Origin of the sequence: Pseudomonas asiatica (assembly GCF_040214835.1) — a bacterium.
Taxonomy (GTDB): domain Bacteria; phylum Pseudomonadota; class Gammaproteobacteria; order Pseudomonadales; family Pseudomonadaceae; genus Aquipseudomonas; species Aquipseudomonas putida_Z.
Genome location: NZ_CP157874.1, coordinates 2,562,856 through 2,578,719 on the forward strand (window position 1 = coordinate 2,562,856; position 15,864 = coordinate 2,578,719).

Annotated in this window: 13 protein-coding genes; 9 read left to right on the forward strand and 4 right to left on the reverse strand. The window is 62.1% G+C overall.

The features are described from left to right. Nucleotides 1–29 precede the first annotated feature (29 nt). The 4 genes from ABNP31_RS11530 to ABNP31_RS11545 all read left to right on the forward strand — a co-directional run bounded on the left by ABNP31_RS11530 (nt 30) and on the right by ABNP31_RS11545 (nt 4,927). The gene (locus tag ABNP31_RS11530; protein WP_015270115.1) at nt 30–881 is read left to right on the forward strand and encodes an ABC transporter permease; all 852 of its coding nucleotides are present in this window, start codon (nt 30–32) and stop codon (nt 879–881) included. Further along, nucleotides 878–1,711 (forward strand): quaternary amine ABC transporter ATP-binding protein, encoded by an 834-nt coding sequence (locus ABNP31_RS11535; protein ID WP_081742278.1) that lies wholly within the window; start codon nt 878–880, stop codon nt 1,709–1,711. The genes ABNP31_RS11530 and ABNP31_RS11535 overlap by 4 nt, the downstream gene beginning before the upstream one ends. 11 nt (nt 1,712–1,722) lie before the next feature. Beyond that, complete coding sequence (hutH, locus tag ABNP31_RS11540) at nt 1,723–3,246, forward strand: histidine ammonia-lyase (RefSeq protein ID WP_038408167.1); 1,524 nt, start codon at nt 1,723–1,725, stop codon at nt 3,244–3,246. A 160-nt stretch (nt 3,247–3,406) separates the two neighbouring features. Further along, complete coding sequence (locus tag ABNP31_RS11545; RefSeq protein WP_350013337.1) at nt 3,407–4,927, forward strand: FAD-dependent monooxygenase; 1,521 nt, start codon at nt 3,407–3,409, stop codon at nt 4,925–4,927. Nucleotides 4,928–5,226: 299 nt separating this feature from the next. Here the strand turns inward: ABNP31_RS11545 and ABNP31_RS11550 are convergent, their stop codons facing one another. From ABNP31_RS11550 to ABNP31_RS11565, 4 genes are all read right to left on the reverse strand, one after another. Next, complete coding sequence (locus ABNP31_RS11550; protein WP_085663898.1) at nt 5,227–6,528, reverse strand: Nramp family divalent metal transporter; 1,302 nt, start codon at nt 6,526–6,528, stop codon at nt 5,227–5,229. A 427-nt stretch (nt 6,529–6,955) separates the two neighbouring features. Then, nucleotides 6,956–7,339, reverse strand: coding sequence for a MerR family transcriptional regulator (locus tag ABNP31_RS11555; protein ID WP_085663896.1), 384 nt, complete (start codon nt 7,337–7,339; stop codon nt 6,956–6,958). A 165-nt stretch (nt 7,340–7,504) separates the two neighbouring features. Further along, on the reverse strand, nt 7,505–8,083 hold the full coding sequence (locus ABNP31_RS11560) for an NAD(P)H-dependent oxidoreductase (protein WP_025339443.1): 579 nt from the start codon (nt 8,081–8,083) through the stop codon (nt 7,505–7,507). A gap of 482 nt (nt 8,084–8,565) precedes the next feature. Further along, a complete protein-coding gene (locus ABNP31_RS11565) occupies nt 8,566–9,480 on the reverse strand; it encodes a LysR family transcriptional regulator (protein ID WP_085663894.1) in 915 nt (304 codons plus the stop codon). 268 nt (nt 9,481–9,748) lie between these two features. Here ABNP31_RS11565 and speB point away from each other — a divergent pair, with 268 nt between their 5' ends. The 5 genes from speB (at nt 9,749) to betA (ending at nt 15,681) form a co-directional block, all read left to right on the forward strand. After that, nucleotides 9,749–10,720 (forward strand): agmatinase, encoded by a 972-nt coding sequence (gene speB / locus ABNP31_RS11570; RefSeq protein WP_023662744.1) that lies wholly within the window; start codon nt 9,749–9,751, stop codon nt 10,718–10,720. A 15-nt stretch (nt 10,721–10,735) separates the two neighbouring features. Continuing rightward, nucleotides 10,736–12,244, forward strand: a complete 1,509-nt coding sequence (locus ABNP31_RS11575; protein ID WP_238066121.1) for an aldehyde dehydrogenase family protein — start codon at nt 10,736–10,738, stop codon at nt 12,242–12,244. A 98-nt stretch (nt 12,245–12,342) separates the two neighbouring features. Then, on the forward strand, nt 12,343–12,522 hold the full coding sequence (locus tag ABNP31_RS11580) for a hypothetical protein (protein WP_031325569.1): 180 nt from the start codon (nt 12,343–12,345) through the stop codon (nt 12,520–12,522). Further along, nucleotides 12,519–13,988 carry a purine-cytosine permease family protein gene (locus tag ABNP31_RS11585; RefSeq protein WP_350013338.1) on the forward strand — a complete coding sequence of 490 codons (1,470 nt, stop codon included), beginning with the start codon at nt 12,519–12,521 and terminating at the stop codon, nt 13,986–13,988. Before ABNP31_RS11580 ends, ABNP31_RS11585 begins: the two co-directional genes overlap by 4 nt. 4 nt (nt 13,989–13,992) lie before the next feature. Beyond that, nucleotides 13,993–15,681, forward strand: a complete 1,689-nt coding sequence (betA, locus tag ABNP31_RS11590; RefSeq protein ID WP_196178343.1) for a choline dehydrogenase — start codon at nt 13,993–13,995, stop codon at nt 15,679–15,681. Nucleotides 15,682–15,864 lie beyond the last annotated feature (183 nt).

Consider the following 15,864-nt stretch of genomic DNA (forward strand, 5'->3'; position numbering starts at 1 on the left):
CGTTTCATGCACTTGCTCGAGAGAATTCCATGTTTCCCAAGAACTTCACGTTTTCCATTGCCGACTGGGTCAATGGCTGGGTCGATGCGCTTGTAACAAACTACGGGGATGTGTTCCGGCACATCTCCGACACCCTGCTGTGGGCCATCGTCAACCTCGAAGGCCTGCTGCGCGCAGTACCCTGGTGGCTGATGCTGGCCATCGTCGCCGGTATCGCCTGGCACGCCACCCGCAAAGTCGTGACCACTGCCGTGATCGTCGGCTTGCTGTTCCTGGTCGGCGCGGTCGGCCTCTGGGACAAGCTGATGCAGACCCTGGCGCTGATGCTGGTCGCAACGCTGATATCGGTTCTGGTCGGCATTCCGCTGGGTGTGCTGTCGGCGCGCAACGATCGCCTGCGGGCGGTGTTGATGCCGCTGCTCGACATCATGCAGACCATGCCTAGCTTCGTGTACCTGATACCGGTGCTGATGCTGTTCGGCCTGGGCAAGGTGCCGGCGATCTTCGCCACCGTCATCTATGCCGCGCCGCCGTTGATTCGCCTGACCGACCTGGGCATTCGCCAGGTGGATGGCGAGGTCATGGAGGCGATCAACGCTTTCGGTGCCAATCGCATGCAACAACTGTTCGGCGTGCAGCTGCCACTGGCGTTGCCGAGCATCATGGCCGGTATCAACCAGACCACCATGATGGCCCTGTCGATGGTGGTCATCGCCTCGATGATCGGTGCCCGTGGCCTGGGTGAAGACGTCCTGGTCGGCATCCAGACCCTGAATGTGGGCCGCGGCCTTGAAGCGGGCCTGGCCATCGTGATTCTGGCGGTCGTGATCGACCGTATTACCCAGGCCTATGGCCGACCACGGCATGGGGTGGGCAAATGAGCGCCAAACAGACAATGAACAAGATCGAAGTCAAGAATGTCTTCAAGATATTCGGTGCTCGCGCCGAAGATGCCCTGAAACTGATCCGCCAGCAAAAAGCCAAGGATCAGGTCCTGGCCGAAACCGGCTGCGTGGTCGGGGTCAACGATCTCTCGTTGTCCATCGGCAGCGGCGAGATCTTCGTGATCATGGGGCTGTCGGGCTCGGGCAAGTCGACCCTGGTGCGCCACTTCAACCGGCTGATCGACCCGACCAGCGGCCAGATCCTGGTCGATGGCGAAGACATTCTGCAGTACGACATGGAGGCCCTGCGCGAATTCCGCCGGCACAAGATCAGCATGGTGTTCCAGAGCTTCGGCCTGTTGCCGCACCGCACCGTGCTGGACAACGTCGCCTACGGCCTGAAAGTCCGTGGCGAGAGCAAGGCCATGTGCACAGAGCGTGCCCTGCACTGGATCAACACCGTGGGCCTCAAGGGTTACGAAAAGTCGTACCCGCACCAGTTGTCGGGTGGCATGCGTCAGCGCGTCGGCCTGGCCCGCGCCCTGGCTGCCGACACCGACATCATCCTGATGGACGAAGCCTTCAGTGCGCTCGACCCGCTGATTCGCGCCGAAATGCAGGACCAGTTGCTGGAGCTGCAGAAGACCCTGCACAAGACCATCGTCTTCATCACGCACGACCTGGACGAGGCAGTGCGTATCGGCAACCGGATTGCCATTCTCAAGGACGGTCGCCTGGTCCAGGTCGGCACACCGAAAGAAATCCTCTACCAGCCTGCGGACGAATACGTCGATCGTTTCGTGCAGCGTCGCGTAGCTTCGCTTTAAGGAACGCGTGTATGTCGTTTGCCGAAAGAATCATCATCGCCGAGGCGCCAGTGCGTTGGCAGGACGTAGTGGCTGTGGCCCGGCATGGCGCGAAGCTTGAGCTGGCCCCATCGGCCTGGGCGCGGATCGAGAACGCCCAGGCGATTGTCCAGCGCATCGTTTCCAGCGGTGACCGCGCCTATGGCGTCAACACCGGGCTTGGCGCCTTGTGCAATGTCTCGTTGCAGGACGAACAACTCAGCCAGCTGTCGCACAACACCTTGCTCAGCCATGCCTGTGGCGTGGGTACGGCGCTGTCGGACGAACAGACCCGGGCGATCATGTGCGCGGCGATCATCAATTTCTGCCAGGGCCGTTCCGGCCTGCAGCGCAAGGTGGTCGAGGCGCTGCTGACCCTGCTCAACCAGCACATCACGCCGCAGGTGCCGAAGCAGGGGTCGGTGGGGTACCTGACCCACATGGCGCATATCAGCATCAGCTTGCTGGGCGTCGGCCAGGTCAGCTATCGCGGCCAGATCATGCCGGCGCAGCAGGCCTTGGCCGAGGTCGGCCTGGCGCCGGTCAAACTGGGTGCCAAGGATGGCCTGTGCCTGGTCAACGGTACCCCTTGCATGACCGGCCTGAGCTGCCTGTCCCTGGACGACGCCACTCGGTTGAGCCAATGGGCGGACGTTATCAGCGCCATGAGTTTCGAGGCCCTGCGCGGCCAGCTCGATGCCTTCGACCCTGAAATCATCGCGATGAAACCGCACCCCGGCATGCAGCGCGTGGGCAGTAACCTGCGGCGCCTGCTCGACGGCAGCGAAATCATTGCCAGCAGCCAAGGCATTCGCACCCAGGACGCCTTGAGCATTCGCTCGATTCCGCAGGTTCATGGCGCCGCGCGCGATCAGCTGGAACACGCTGCGCGGCAGATCGAAACCGAACTCAACTCCACCACCGACAACCCGATGCTGCTGGGTACGCCCGAGTCGTATCGGGTGGTTTCCCAGGCGAATCCGCACGGCCAGTCGGTGGCCATGGCAGCCGACTTGCTGGCCATCGCGGTGGCCGAGATCGGGGCGATTGCCGAGCGTCGTCTCGATCGCCTGATCAACCCGTTGGTCAGCGGCTTGCCGGCCTTCCTGGTCAGCCAGCCGGGGGTGAATTCGGGCATGATGATTGTCCAGTACGTGGCTGCTTCACTGTGTGCAGAAAACCGTCAGCTGGCACAACCGGCAGTCGTCGACAACTACGTCACCTCCGGCCTGCAGGAGGACCATCTGAGCATGGGCACCAATGCCGGGTTGAAGCTGCACCGCGCCCTGGAGAACTGCACGCAGATCCTCGCCATCGAATACCTGTTGGCGGCCCAGGCATTCGAGTTCCTCAAGGAGCAGCGCTTTGGCGCGGGTACCAGCGTTGCCTGGCGGTTGTTGCGCGAACGGGTCCCGGCGTATGCCCAGGACCGTTGGTTGGCCCCGGATATCGCCAGCAGCGCATCGATCCTGAAGGATCCGGGCCTGCTTGGCGCTGCATTCCCCGAGCTGCTATGACCGATGCAAGGGCCACTCATGGCTTCGGATCGTGAGGGGCGAAGCTTGTGCAATCGGGGGGCAAATGCCCCCTTGATTGCGAACGGCCTATAAATCGTTGACTTTGCGCGCTATCAGGAACATTCATGATTCCAAGGTCATTGATGTTCGAGGTGAGATCATGGCGCAGACCGACGTTCTCATTGTCGGAGCTGGTCCGACCGGGCTGGTTCTTGCTCTTTGGCTCAACAGGCAAGGCGTCGCCGTAAGGATCGTCGACAGGAGCAGTGGTCCTGGCGAAGCTTCTCGCGCAATGGCTGTTCAAGCCCGCACGCTGGAGCTCTATCGCCAGCTCGATCTGGCCGAGCCAGTGATAGAGGCCGGCTATAAAACCCCCGCCATGAACATGTGGGCACGCGGTCGGCACAGGGCGCGTATCCCCTTGGGCGACGCAGGCAGAGAGGTTTCAGCGTATCCCTTCGTGTTGATCTACCCCCAGGACCGCCATGAGCGCCTGCTGGTGCAGCAGCTCCAGTCACTCGGCGTGGACGTGGAACGGCAGACCGAACTGCTGTCCTTCGAGGAGGGTGAAAGCCATGTCACGGCCCTCCTGAAACATGCTGATGGGCGAGAAGAGTCCTGCACTGCGGCTTTTCTGGCGGGGTGCGATGGCGCTCGGTCGCTTGTTCGGCAAGAGATTGGCGGCGGTTTCGAGGGCGGCACCTACAAACAGCTTTTCTATGTTGCGGATGTCAGGGTAGCTGGCGTCGAGCCGGCAGGTGAGGGGCATATCGCTTTTGACAAATCCGATTTTGTGTTGCTCTTGTGCTATGGCGAAAGGGACCAGTACCGCTTGATTGGCACCGTGCGTGATGAGCGAGCCGAGCATCCTGAACATCTGACGTTCGAGGACGTTGGCCATGATGCCATAAACGGCTTGAACCTCAGGATTACCGCCGTGAACTGGTTTTCCACCTACCGTGTTCACCATCGCGTCGCGGACCATTTCCGCCGTGGCCGGGCGTTTCTGCTCGGTGATGCAGCGCATGTCCATAGCCCGGCGGGAGGGCAGGGCATGAACACCGGCATTCTGGACGCGATCAACCTGGCATGGAAGTTGGCCGCGGTGTTGAAAGGGAAGGCGCCCGACACATTGCTCGACAGCTACCAGATCGAACGCCAGGCATTTGCCCGCACGCTGGTGGAGACAACTGACAAACTGTTCACCTTCGTTACCGCTCAGGGCGGATTTGCCGACTTTGTACGCACTCGCATCGCGCCGCTCTTCGCGAGCGTTGCATACAAGAGCGAAAACGTCCGTGAGTACCTGTTCCGAGTGGTTTCGCAAACCACCCTCGATTACCGCGAAAGCCCGCTGAGCCAAGGCAAGGCCGGTGGAGTTCAGGGCGGTGATCGCCTGCCATGGCTGCCTGTGGGCACCGAGGACAACTACGCTTCACTGGCAGCCATTCAGTGGCAGGTGCATGTTTACGGCGAAGCCAAGGCCGATTTGTCCCAATGGTGCGCAAGACACGGTATTGCACTGCATGTTTTCGCTTGGGAGCATGCGTACGAGAAAGCCGGCGTTGCCAGAAATGCTGCTTACCTGTTGCGGCCTGACAACTATGTCGCGCTGGCTGATCCTGAGGGGGAGGCGACTACCTTGAGCCGGTATTTCGAGGCGCAGGGAATGATGCGATGACCAGCGCCCACCAGTGTTTTTCACGCGATTGCGTTCACCAGATTTCATACCTGTCGCTTGATTGATCATTTTGCGAACCCCTGTAGATCTCGAAAATGTCAGCCTTTGCTGTGCTAGGCATCTTCGCGTGATGGATATGCAGGGGAAGCCAAGGCTGGCCGCAAAGTTCAAACCAACAAGTCCGGTGGTACGCTGCGTAATGGAATGCAGGCAGAAAAAATACCGGTCACGCCAGTATCAGGCCGAGGCGCAGCGCCAATCAGCCCTGGCCAACATTGAGCCAGGGCTGTCCGTTACCTTCAGGCAATAAGGTCCACTGCAAGCTGGAAGGCTACCCATAACGCCAGGCCAGTGGCGAATGCCAGCGCGATGTTTTCGAACCAGTTGTTGCGGTACGCCTTGCCCAGCAGCGATTTCTGGTTGGACATGATCAGCAGGCCCAGCGAGATCACCGGCAGGCCGATGATGTTCAGCGCGCTGACACCGATGGTAAGGGTCACGAAGTCGGGCATGCCCGGGATCGACCAGACCAGTGGCGTCACCAGGATGAACAACATGAACCACTTGTGCATCGGGTCGTTGTGGAATTCCTTTCCATGGCGTTCGCGTCGCTCGGGCTTCACATGTTGGAAAGCGTCGGTGATCAGCATGGGGAACGCAGTGGTCTTGCCAGAAATGCTGGCGAACAAAGTGGCGAATACGCCGACGAAGAAGATGTACCAGCCGATCGGGCCGAAGAACAGTTCCAATGCCTTGCCCAGATCGCCGAGCGTTTTCACCTCGATGCCGTTGGGCCGCAGGATTTCCGCGCCGACGATCCAGATCGCCAGGTTGATGACGATACCGACGAATACCGCAAACAGCAGGTCGTTGCGCTGGATGCGTTTGTGTTGCGGGCCGACCCAGCCTTTTTCACGCATGACATAAGGGTGCACGAAGTTGGCTACAGAACCTGCCACGGCACCGATCACCGATACCGCTACCAGCAGTGCGCCGTGAACGCCTTCATCGGCTGGAATGCTGAAACCGATGGTGCCTTTGACGATACCCGCCACGTCGGGGCCGGACATCACCGCCAGCGCCAGGAAGGCCAAGGTCATCACCGCCAACAGTACTTTCATGACGCCTTCGATCATTGCGTATATGTTGCGCCCCACCAGCATCCACACGGCCAGCACCACGGCCATGGAGCACAGCAGTGGGTAGTCGATCCGCAGCAACATCGCCAGCGCTTCCCCCGCACCCTTGATCATGTAGGCGTTCATCAGGTGCCCCATCAACAGGGCATAGGCCAACATGAACCAGGCGAACACCGGGTGCAGCTGCGCATAGCCCTGCAGAATGGTCATCCCTTGGTTATTGCACAGCTGGAAGCGGGCGATGATGTTTACGATCAGGTACCGGAGCAGCAGCGAAACGGCCAGCACCCACATCATGGCGTAACCGTAGTTCGCCCCGGCGACAGATGAGGTTATCAGATCTCCTGCCCCCAACCACGACAGAACCGCGATGACGCCGGGGCCAAGCAATTTGATCAGCTTTGACAGGCGATTTTGAGGGGTTACGGCAGTTTTCCCCTCGACAGAAGGTATGCTCGACATGGTGACTCCATTGTTTTTTTTGTGAGAGCGGAGCGTAGTCGATCACAGTAGATAGGATGTCGTACAACTTAAATTCCAGCAAAGATGTTTCTTAATGTTTCGAGGTAAGGTGCAATGTCCAGAGGGCGGCCGAGACGACACCGACAGGCTTCCTCAAATAGTGAGGGAAGGCCGCATTTGTCGCGGCCTTTACTCGTTAGACTTGCGCCTGGCCACCGTCGACGAACAGTTCGGCCCCGTTGACGAAGCTGGCGTCGCTGGCAGAATGCTGATTTCGCCGTGGTTCTTTGCCTCGATTGTGCCGCAGCCAGCAGTGCAAGAGGGCGAGCAGCCGGGGGGTGAGACTGTGTCAGGCTAAATCGCCGGGCTGCCTGCGTGCTGAAAACCGCACGGGGCGCCATGATCGTTCAGCGGCGGTGGTGCGGATTCAGCGGGCTTTTTCCAGGTGTTCGAACTGGCATTGCATTTGAGCATCTTTGAGGCTCAGCTCAAACTCAACCAAGCCGTCATGCACTTGCTGCAAGGCCTGGATCTGCCCCATCAATTCCTGCTTTTTGTTTTCGATGGCCTGCATGGCCAGATCCCAGGGCAGCTCCTGGCCGCGATGATCCTGCAGAATGGCCTGCATTTCCTTGAGCTTGAAACCGAGTTGCTGAGCGCATTTGATGAAGGTCAGCAGCTCTACGCTTTGCTGGCTGTAGATGCGGTACTTGCCTTCGCGTTGCGGTGGGGGCAAGAGGCCGATTTCTTCGTAATGTCGAATGCTTTTGACGGTGGTGCCCGACAGCTGGGCGGCTTTGCCGATGTACATGAAAATCCCTTTTTTGACGCATCGGAAGCGAAAAGGTGTCGCGGGCCCGCACAGGCGCGCGACATCTTTGCACAAGCGTCAGGGGGTGGGAAGCCAAGTTGGGCAAGGTGTCACAGCAGGGAGGCTCGGCTGGGCAGCGCGGGGGCACGGCCCGACCGGGGCCGATCAGCGGCTGGCGACTGCCTGGACTTGTTTGAGCCAGGCTTCACGCTGTTCCGGCTTGGAGCCCAATACCGGACCGAAGGTCAGGGTTTTCAGGGGTTTTATGCCGCAGAACTCCAGGGTGGTCTTGCGCATTTGGTGCAGGCCCGGCATGCGATACACCCACCGGTAGTACCACGGCGGCGTGTCCATGGTCACCAGAAGGTGAGCCGTGCGGCCCTTGAGCAGCTTATCCGGGAAGGGCGAGCCCTTGCGGTACTTGAAGGCAAAACCTGGCAGAAACACGCGGTCGAAGAACCCCTTGAGCAGCGCCGGAATGCCGCCCCACCAGATCGGGTACACCAATGTCAGGTGTTCGGCCCAGGTAATGTCGTTTTGTGCGTTGATCAAATCGGGCTCAAGCAACTGGACCTGGTTATAGCCATCGTGCAAGACCGGATCGAAATCCAGGGTGTCCAGGCGCAGCAGGCGCACCTCATGGCCTGCTTGCGTGGCGGCCTCGACATAACGTTCGGATACAGCGCCGCAAAAGCTGTCGTTCGAAGGGTGGCCGAGGATTACGAGCATGCGTTTGCTCTTCATGACAAACTCCAGGTAATGAAGTGCCAAGGGTAAAGTCTGCCCCTTACGGTAGAGTCAAGCGTTGCCGGTTAGCGGTAGAGGCTTTCACGAACGGCTGCTATCGACCCAAAACGGACGCTAAAAGATAACTGGTTTCGTAAGCGCGACGCGTACTCTGTGGGAGCGGGTTTACCCGCGAAGCAGGCGCCGCGGTGGATGGCACCGGCCGTGCCGGTGTTCGCGGGTGAACCCGCTCCCACAATGATTGCTGTGGGGCAAAATGACCGCTACGGGTCGAAAGCGGTCGGTCGCGATCAGCTACCTGCGACCTGTAGCCGGTCAGCGGCGACACAGGCGGGGACGTTGTAATCGACCACTCGCTTGACGCTTACCAGTACCCTCATAGGTTCTCCAGTCATTGATATTGGGGCGGCGGGCAGGGGGCAACGCCGGCAGCGCAGTATTGGCGGGCGGGGATCGTCCGTTTCGAGTAGCGGGGTGAATCAGGGGGAGCCGGGCTGGGAGGCGCAGGCATCGAGGTCTTCGAGGAACGCCTGCAGGATGGGTGGGCGCGATACGCCGCGGCGGGTGACCACATCGAACGGCGAGCAGAGGTCCAGCAGGCTGGCACCCAGGCGGCGCATGTCGCCGGTCTTGATCCATTGCTCGGCGAAGTGCACCGGCAAGAAGCCGATATAGGCGCCGGAAATGATCAGGATCGCCGCTGCCTCGATGTTCTCCACGGTTGCATCGGCCTTGGTGATGCCCAACTGCTCCAGGTCGTACTGCTGCATGTAGCCGCGCACCACGATCCGGCTCTGGCGCACGTCCTCCATCAGCCGACCGTTGCTCGCGTTGCTGGCGAACAGCGGGTGGCGCCGGCCACAGTAGAGTCCCAGTGCCTCGTCATACAGCGGCTGGTAGGACAATCCCGCGACCCGCAATGGGAAGTGGCCGATGGCCAGGTGCAGCCTGCCGTCGAGCACGCGCTCTTCGAGTTCCGCCGGGGCACCGATATAGATGTGCAGGTGGGCATCGTGCCCACGCGAAACAAAGCGCTGGGTGGTGCGCGGCAGGGGCGAGACGGGGTCGGTCAGGGTGGAGTCGATGATGCCTAGGTTGAGCTTGCCGCTGATGTGCTGCTTGAGCACGTCGGCGTCCATGCAGAAGCTTTCCACGGCACTGAGCAGGCGCAGGGTCGCTTCATGGATGGCCACCCCTTGCTCGGTCAGGCGAAAGCCACTGCGCCCGCGCTGGCAGAGCTTGACCCCCAGGCGGGTTTCCAGGTGCGACATCTGTTCGCTTATGGTCGACTGGCCGGCATTGAGCGCGGCCTGTGCCGCAGAAAAGCCGCCGCACCTGACGATCGTGGTGAATACCCTGAGCAGTTTAAGGTCGACATCGTGCAGCTGGATCACCGTAGCCTCCCGGCCGGGTGTCACATCGCCAGTGCTGATATGAACACCCGTGCATTGTTCTTGTCGCGCAAGCTAACCATGAGTACCTGGCCGCTGCAATGCCTGGTATCGCGGGGTTCAACCACCGGCAGATACTTCGGATAGGGCGATGTATGTATCTGCACTTGCGCATTTTTCCTCGCTGGCACGGTTGCCATAGTGGATCGCAACGGTGGTCGAGCAGTCGCCCCGTCTCCTGAAACAGAACAAGAACTGGAGAAACCAGAACATGGCAAAGCACGGTTACGAGTCCGGCCGCCTGAACCTGCCCTTCGTGGGCCATTGCACGTTTGCCAAGGCCCCAGTGTGCACCGACTGGGCGGCGATCGACGCCGATGTGGCAATCCTCGGTGCGCCCAACGACATGGGCACCCAGTGGCGTTCGGGGGCACGTTTCGGACCCCGCGGCATTCGCGAGGCATCGACCCTGTTCTCCTTCGGCCATGCCGGCGCCTACGACTTCGAGGATGACGCCACCTACCTGACCGAAGACCAGGTCCGCATGGTCGACGTTGGCGATGCCGATATCGTGCACACCGACATGGCCAGCAGCAACGCCAACATCGAGTCGGCGGTGCGGCAGATCCTTGCAGCGGGCGCCATGCCGGTGGTGCTGGGCGGTGACCATTCGGTACACGCCCCGGTCATCAAGGCGTTCGAAGGCCATGGGCCGATCCATATCGTGCACTTCGATGCCCACCTGGATTTCGTCGACGAGCGCCATGGCGTGCGCTACGGGCACGGCAGCCCGCTGCGCCGCGCTTCGGAGCTGGAACACATTGTCGGCATGACCCAGATGGGCATCCGCAACGTGTCGTCCTCCAACCGCGACGACTACGATGCCGCACGTGAGGCCGGTTCGCAGATCCTGTCGGTACGTGACGTGCGCCGCCTGGGCTGCGCGGGCGTGCTGGCGAAAATCCCCGAAGGCCGCAACTACTACATCACCATCGACATCGACGGCTTCGACCCGTCCATCGCCCCGGGCACCGGCACGCCGAGCCATGGCGGATTCTTGTACTACGAAGTGCTGGAAATCATCCAGGCTCTGGCGCAGCGCAGCCACGGCCGCATTGTTGGCATGGACCTGGTAGAAGTGGCCCCGGCCTACGACCCCACCGGCATGACCTCGATCCTCGCCGCGCAACTGCTGATGAACAGCATCGGCTTCATCTTCCACGCGCGCGCCAAAGCCCGCTGACCCGGAGACTGTCCTGTGGACCACAAGGTAAAAGACTACTTGCAGGCCTTTGGTGTATCCGAGGCGACCCAGCACTTTCTCGGCAAACCGCAGCGCATGTTCATTGCCGGCGCCTGGCTCGAGGCCAGCGACGGCGGCAGTGCCGAGGTGGTCGAGCCGTCCACCGAGGGTGTGCTGACGCGCATCCCCATGGCCACTGCGGATGACCTTGATCGCGCCGTGCGCGCAGCACGTGCGCAGTTCGATGGCGGTGCCTGGAGCCAGCTCAAGCCACTGGAGCGCGAGCGCCTGATCCATCGCCTGGCCGACCTGATCGAGACCCACGGCGACGAGCTGGCGCAGATCGAAGCCATCGACATGGGCAAGTCGGTCGCCCAGGCACGGGCGGTCGATATCCAGGGCACGGTCGATACCCTGCGCTATTTCGCCGGCTGGGCCAGCAAGATCCACGGCCGCACGGTCGAGCCTTCGCTGCCTGGGAATTACCTGGCGTACACGCGCAAGGAGGCGGTGGGGGTGGTCGGTGCCATCGTGCCGTGGAACTTCCCGCTGCAGACCATGGCATGGAAGCTCGGCGCGGCGCTGGCGACCGGTTGCACGGTGGTGGTCAAGCCGGCAGAGCTGACTTCGTTGTCGGCGCTGCGCTTTGCCGAGCTGGTGCAGGCCTCGGGTATTCCCGACGGGGTGGTGAACATCGTGACCGGGCGCGGCAGCGTGGTCGGCGAGGCGATGTCCCGTCATCCGGGCATCGACAAGCTGAGTTTTACCGGTTCGACACCGGTCGGCTGCTCGGTTGGCAAATCGGCGATGGACCAGATGAAACGCCTGACCCTGGAGCTGGGCGGCAAGTCGCCAGTGATCGTGTTCGCCGATGCGGACATCGAGGCAGCGGCGCAGGCCGTGGCCAACGGGGTGTTCTTCAACTCCGGGCAGGTGTGCGACGCCGGCACCCGTGCGTATGTCGAACGCAGTGTCTACCCGGCGTTCCTCGAAGCGCTGGCCAGGTACACCGCCACCCTGAAGATCGCCCCGGGCCTGGACCCGGACTGTTTCATAAGCCCCATGGTGTCGCTCCAGCAACAGCAGCGGGTGCTGGACTACATCGCCCTGGGCAAGGCCGAAGGCGCGCAGGTGTACTACGGCGGCGAGCTGCTCGACGGCCCGGGCTTCTTCGTGCAGCCCACGATCTTCGCCAACTGCAGCAACGACATGCGCGTGGTTCGCGAGGAGATCTTCGGCCCGGTGCTGGTGACCCAGCCGTTCGACACCCAGGAACAAGCGCTGGCCCTGGCCAACGATTCGGAGTTCGGCCTGGCGGCGGCGATCTACTCCAACGACCTGGGCAAGGTCCATGGGCTGATTCCGCGCCTGCGCGCGGGCACGGTGTACGTCAATGCCCACAGCACCCTGGACCCGTCCATGCCGTTCGGTGGCTACAAGCAGTCGGGCTACGGCAAGGACATGGGCGCAGAACAACTGGAGTTCCTGCTGGAGACCAAGGCGGTCTGGATCACCTTGCCCTGAGGTAACAGGGCCGTCCTGCGCCGCTGAAGGTTGGCGAGCGGCGCAGGTTTATCGAATGCATCGAATTTCAAGAACAAGAACCTGTCGAGGTGATGCCGATGAACAGCCAAGTGGATATCGAGCGAGCGCAAGACCTGGAAAGGCGCTTGCGCGCCTATGAAGAACTGGAGAACAAAGCGCACTGGCCTGGCGCATTGACGGTGGCCGACGTGGTGGCACTGGCCCTGCTGACGCTGGTGATGGTTGCCGGCGCGTACTACCTGGGAGGCCAGCCATGAGTGCTTCCCGCGAGCAAGAATTTCGCCTGAGCGCGGAACGTGGCGACACCCCCTTGCTGCCCAATGAGCGGGTTTGGGGTTTCTGGGGGTTTGCCTACGCCAACTCGGCGCTGGCGGTGGCCACCTGGGTGTTCCTGATCGGCGGCGCCACCGCGCTGTTCGTCGGGCCCTTGCAAGGGATTGCCGCAATCATCATCGGCAACATCATCGGCGTGGTCCTCGCCGCGTCGTCCACCTGCCTGCCGTGTGGCAAGTACGGCGTCGAGCAGTTCACCTTCCTGCGCAGCATGTTCGGCCTCAATGGCAGCCGCCTGGTGTACTTCCTCTCGGTGGTGGTGCTGACCATGGGCTGGCTGGCGGTGCTGGGGCTGATGTGCGGGCGGGCGCTGGACAACCTGGAAACCCTGGTGCAGCAGAGCCAGCCCAACGGTGATGGCTGGCTGGTAACCGCGGGAGGCTTGCTGGCCATCGTGCTGGCGGCGCTGGTGGCCATGCGCGGGCCGGACATGATCCGCCGGCTGAGCGCGGTGATCGCGCCCAGCCTGATCCTGATCATGCTGGCACTGATGTACTTCATCTCCGGTCGCTACAGCTTCGACAAACTGCTGGCCATGCCGCCCTTGCAGCCACCGTTCGAGAACCCGCACGTCAACTTCATGGTCGCGGTGGAGATCAACATCGCCGCGGGCTTCTCCTGGTGGCCCTACATCGGCAACCTGTCGCGCCTGTGCAGCAACCAGCGCACGGCCTTCTGGCCCAACCTGGTGGGCATCTTCGCTGCGGCGTCGCTGGGCGAGTCAATCAGCCTGTTCGCCGCCACTACCCTGGGCAGCAGCGACCCTACCGCGTGGATGCGCCTGGCCGGCGGCATGGGGTTCGGCGTCATCGCCCTGAGCTTCCTGGCGCTGGCCAACCTGACCGGCATGGTCAACATCCTCTACACCGCGGCGATCGGCTTGCGCCAGCTGGGCGGCGAGCGCCTGCGCAGCGTGGGCTGGGGGGGACTGATCGGGCTGTTCTGCATCATCCCGGTATTGATCGTGGTGTTCCTGCCGGGGATCTACGACGGCTTCTTCATCTTCCTGGTGTGGACATCCGCGCTCAACAGCGCCCTGGCCGGCATCGGCATCGCCGATTACTTCTTCCTGCGCAAGCAGCGCCTGAACCTGCGCCAGCTCTACGCCGAACAGAGCGTGTCGCCGTTGCGCTACTGCAAAGGCTTCAACCCCATCGCGCTGCTGGCGCTGGTGGCGGGCTTCGCGATCTATGTGGTGGTGTTCAACCCGCAGACGCTGGCCCATACCGACTTCTTCACCTTCGCCACCGCCTCGCTGCCGTCCTGCCTGCTGGCCGGGCTGGTGCACTACGGCCTGACCCGGCTGCTGGCGGCGCGCCTGGGCTGGGGCGGCTACCCAAAGCGCAATGAACACAACATCCAGGCCGCCGGCCTTCGTGTACAGGACTAGAACCATGACCAAGCGATACGACTACATCATCATCGGCGCAGGCTCTGCTGGCTGCGTGCTGGCCAACCGCTTGAGCGAAGACGCCGGTACCTCGGTGCTGGTCCTGGAGTTCGGCGGCAGCGACCGCAGTGTGCTGATCCAGATGCCCAGTGCCTTCTCGTTGCCGATGAACACCAAGAAGTACAACTGGCGCTACGAGACCGTCGCCGAAGCGCACCTGGACAACCGCCGCCTGCATTGCCCGCGGGGCAAGGTGCTGGGCGGCTCGTCCTCGATCAATGGGCTGGTCTACATCCGTGGCCATGCCTGCGACTTCGATGAATGGGAAAGCCTGGGGGCGAAGAACTGGAGCTACCGTAACTGCCTGCCGTACTTCAAGCGTGCCGAGCAGTACAAGTTTGGCGGTGATGACTACCGCGGCGGCATGGGGCCGCTGGCCACCAACAACGGCAACAACATGCAGAACCCGCTGTACGGCGCCTGGGTCGAGGCCGGTGCCGAAGCCGGCTATATCAAGACCGACGACTGCAATGGCTACATGCAGGAAGGCTTTGGTGCCATGCACATGACGGTCAAGGATGGCGTGCGCTGGTCCACGGCCAACGCCTATCTGCGCCCGGCCATGAGCCGGCCGAACCTGACCGTGATCACCCATGCCATGACCCGGCGCATCCTGCTCGATGGCAAGCGGGCGGTGGGCGTGGAATATGATCACGGCGGCCAGACCCACAAGGTCCTGTGCAACCGCGAGGTGCTGGTGGCGTCCGGCCCGATCGGTTCGCCGCACTTGTTGCAACGCTCCGGCATCGGCCCCGAGGCCGTGCTGAAGAAGGCTGGCATCGAGGTGCGCCACCCCTTGCCCGGGGTGGGTGAGAACCTGCAGGACCACTCGGAAATCTACATCCAGTATGCGTGCAAGGAGCCGGTGACCCTCAACGGCAAGATGAACCTGCTGGGCAAGGCGATGATCGGTTTGCGCTGGTTGCTGTTCAAGGACGGTCTGGGCGCCAGCAACCACTTTGAGGCGGGCGGTTTCATCCGCTCATCCAAGGGCCTGCGCTGGCCGGACATCCAGTTCCACTTCCTGCCGGCGGCCATGCGCTATGACGGCGACAAACCGTTCAAGGGCCATGGTTTCATGGTGCTGACCGGGCCCAACAAGCCCAAGAGCCGCGGCCATGTGCGGGCGCTGTCGGCCGACCCGTACCAACATCCGGAAATCCGCTTCAACTACCTCGAAAGCGAGGAAGACCGGGAGGGCTTCCGCCGCTGTGTGCGGCTGACCCGCGAAATCATCGCCCAGCCGGCCATGGACCGTTTCCGCGGCGAGGAGCTGGCACCTGGGCCGCAGGTGCAGACCGATGAACAGATCGACGCATTCGTGCGCGCCAACATGGAAAGCACCATGCACCCGTGCGGCTCGTGCCGGATGGGCGAGGATGACATGGCAGTGGTCGATTCGACATTGCGTGTGCATGGCCTGCAGGGGCTGCGGGTGATCGACTCCTCGGTGTTCCCGAGCGAGCCCAATGGCAACCTCAACGCGCCGACCATCATGCTGGCCGAACGCGCTGCCGACCTGGTGCGCGGGCGCCAGCCGCTGGCACCGAGCGATGTGCCGGTTGGCCTGGTTGGGGGCTGGGAGGAGCAGCAACGCAGCCGTGCGCCGCTGCGCGAGATGCCTGTCCGCTAAATAGCCGGGCTGACACGATCCCCTGTAGGAGCGGCCTTGTGTCGCGATAGGGCCGCAAAGCGGCCCCGGCAATGTTCGCTTCTTCGCTGAAATCCAGGGGTTGCTGCGCAGCCCTATCGCGACACAAGGCCGCTCCTGCAGGGGATCGCGTCAGCCTGGCGGACTGAATGCGCTCCATTGGAA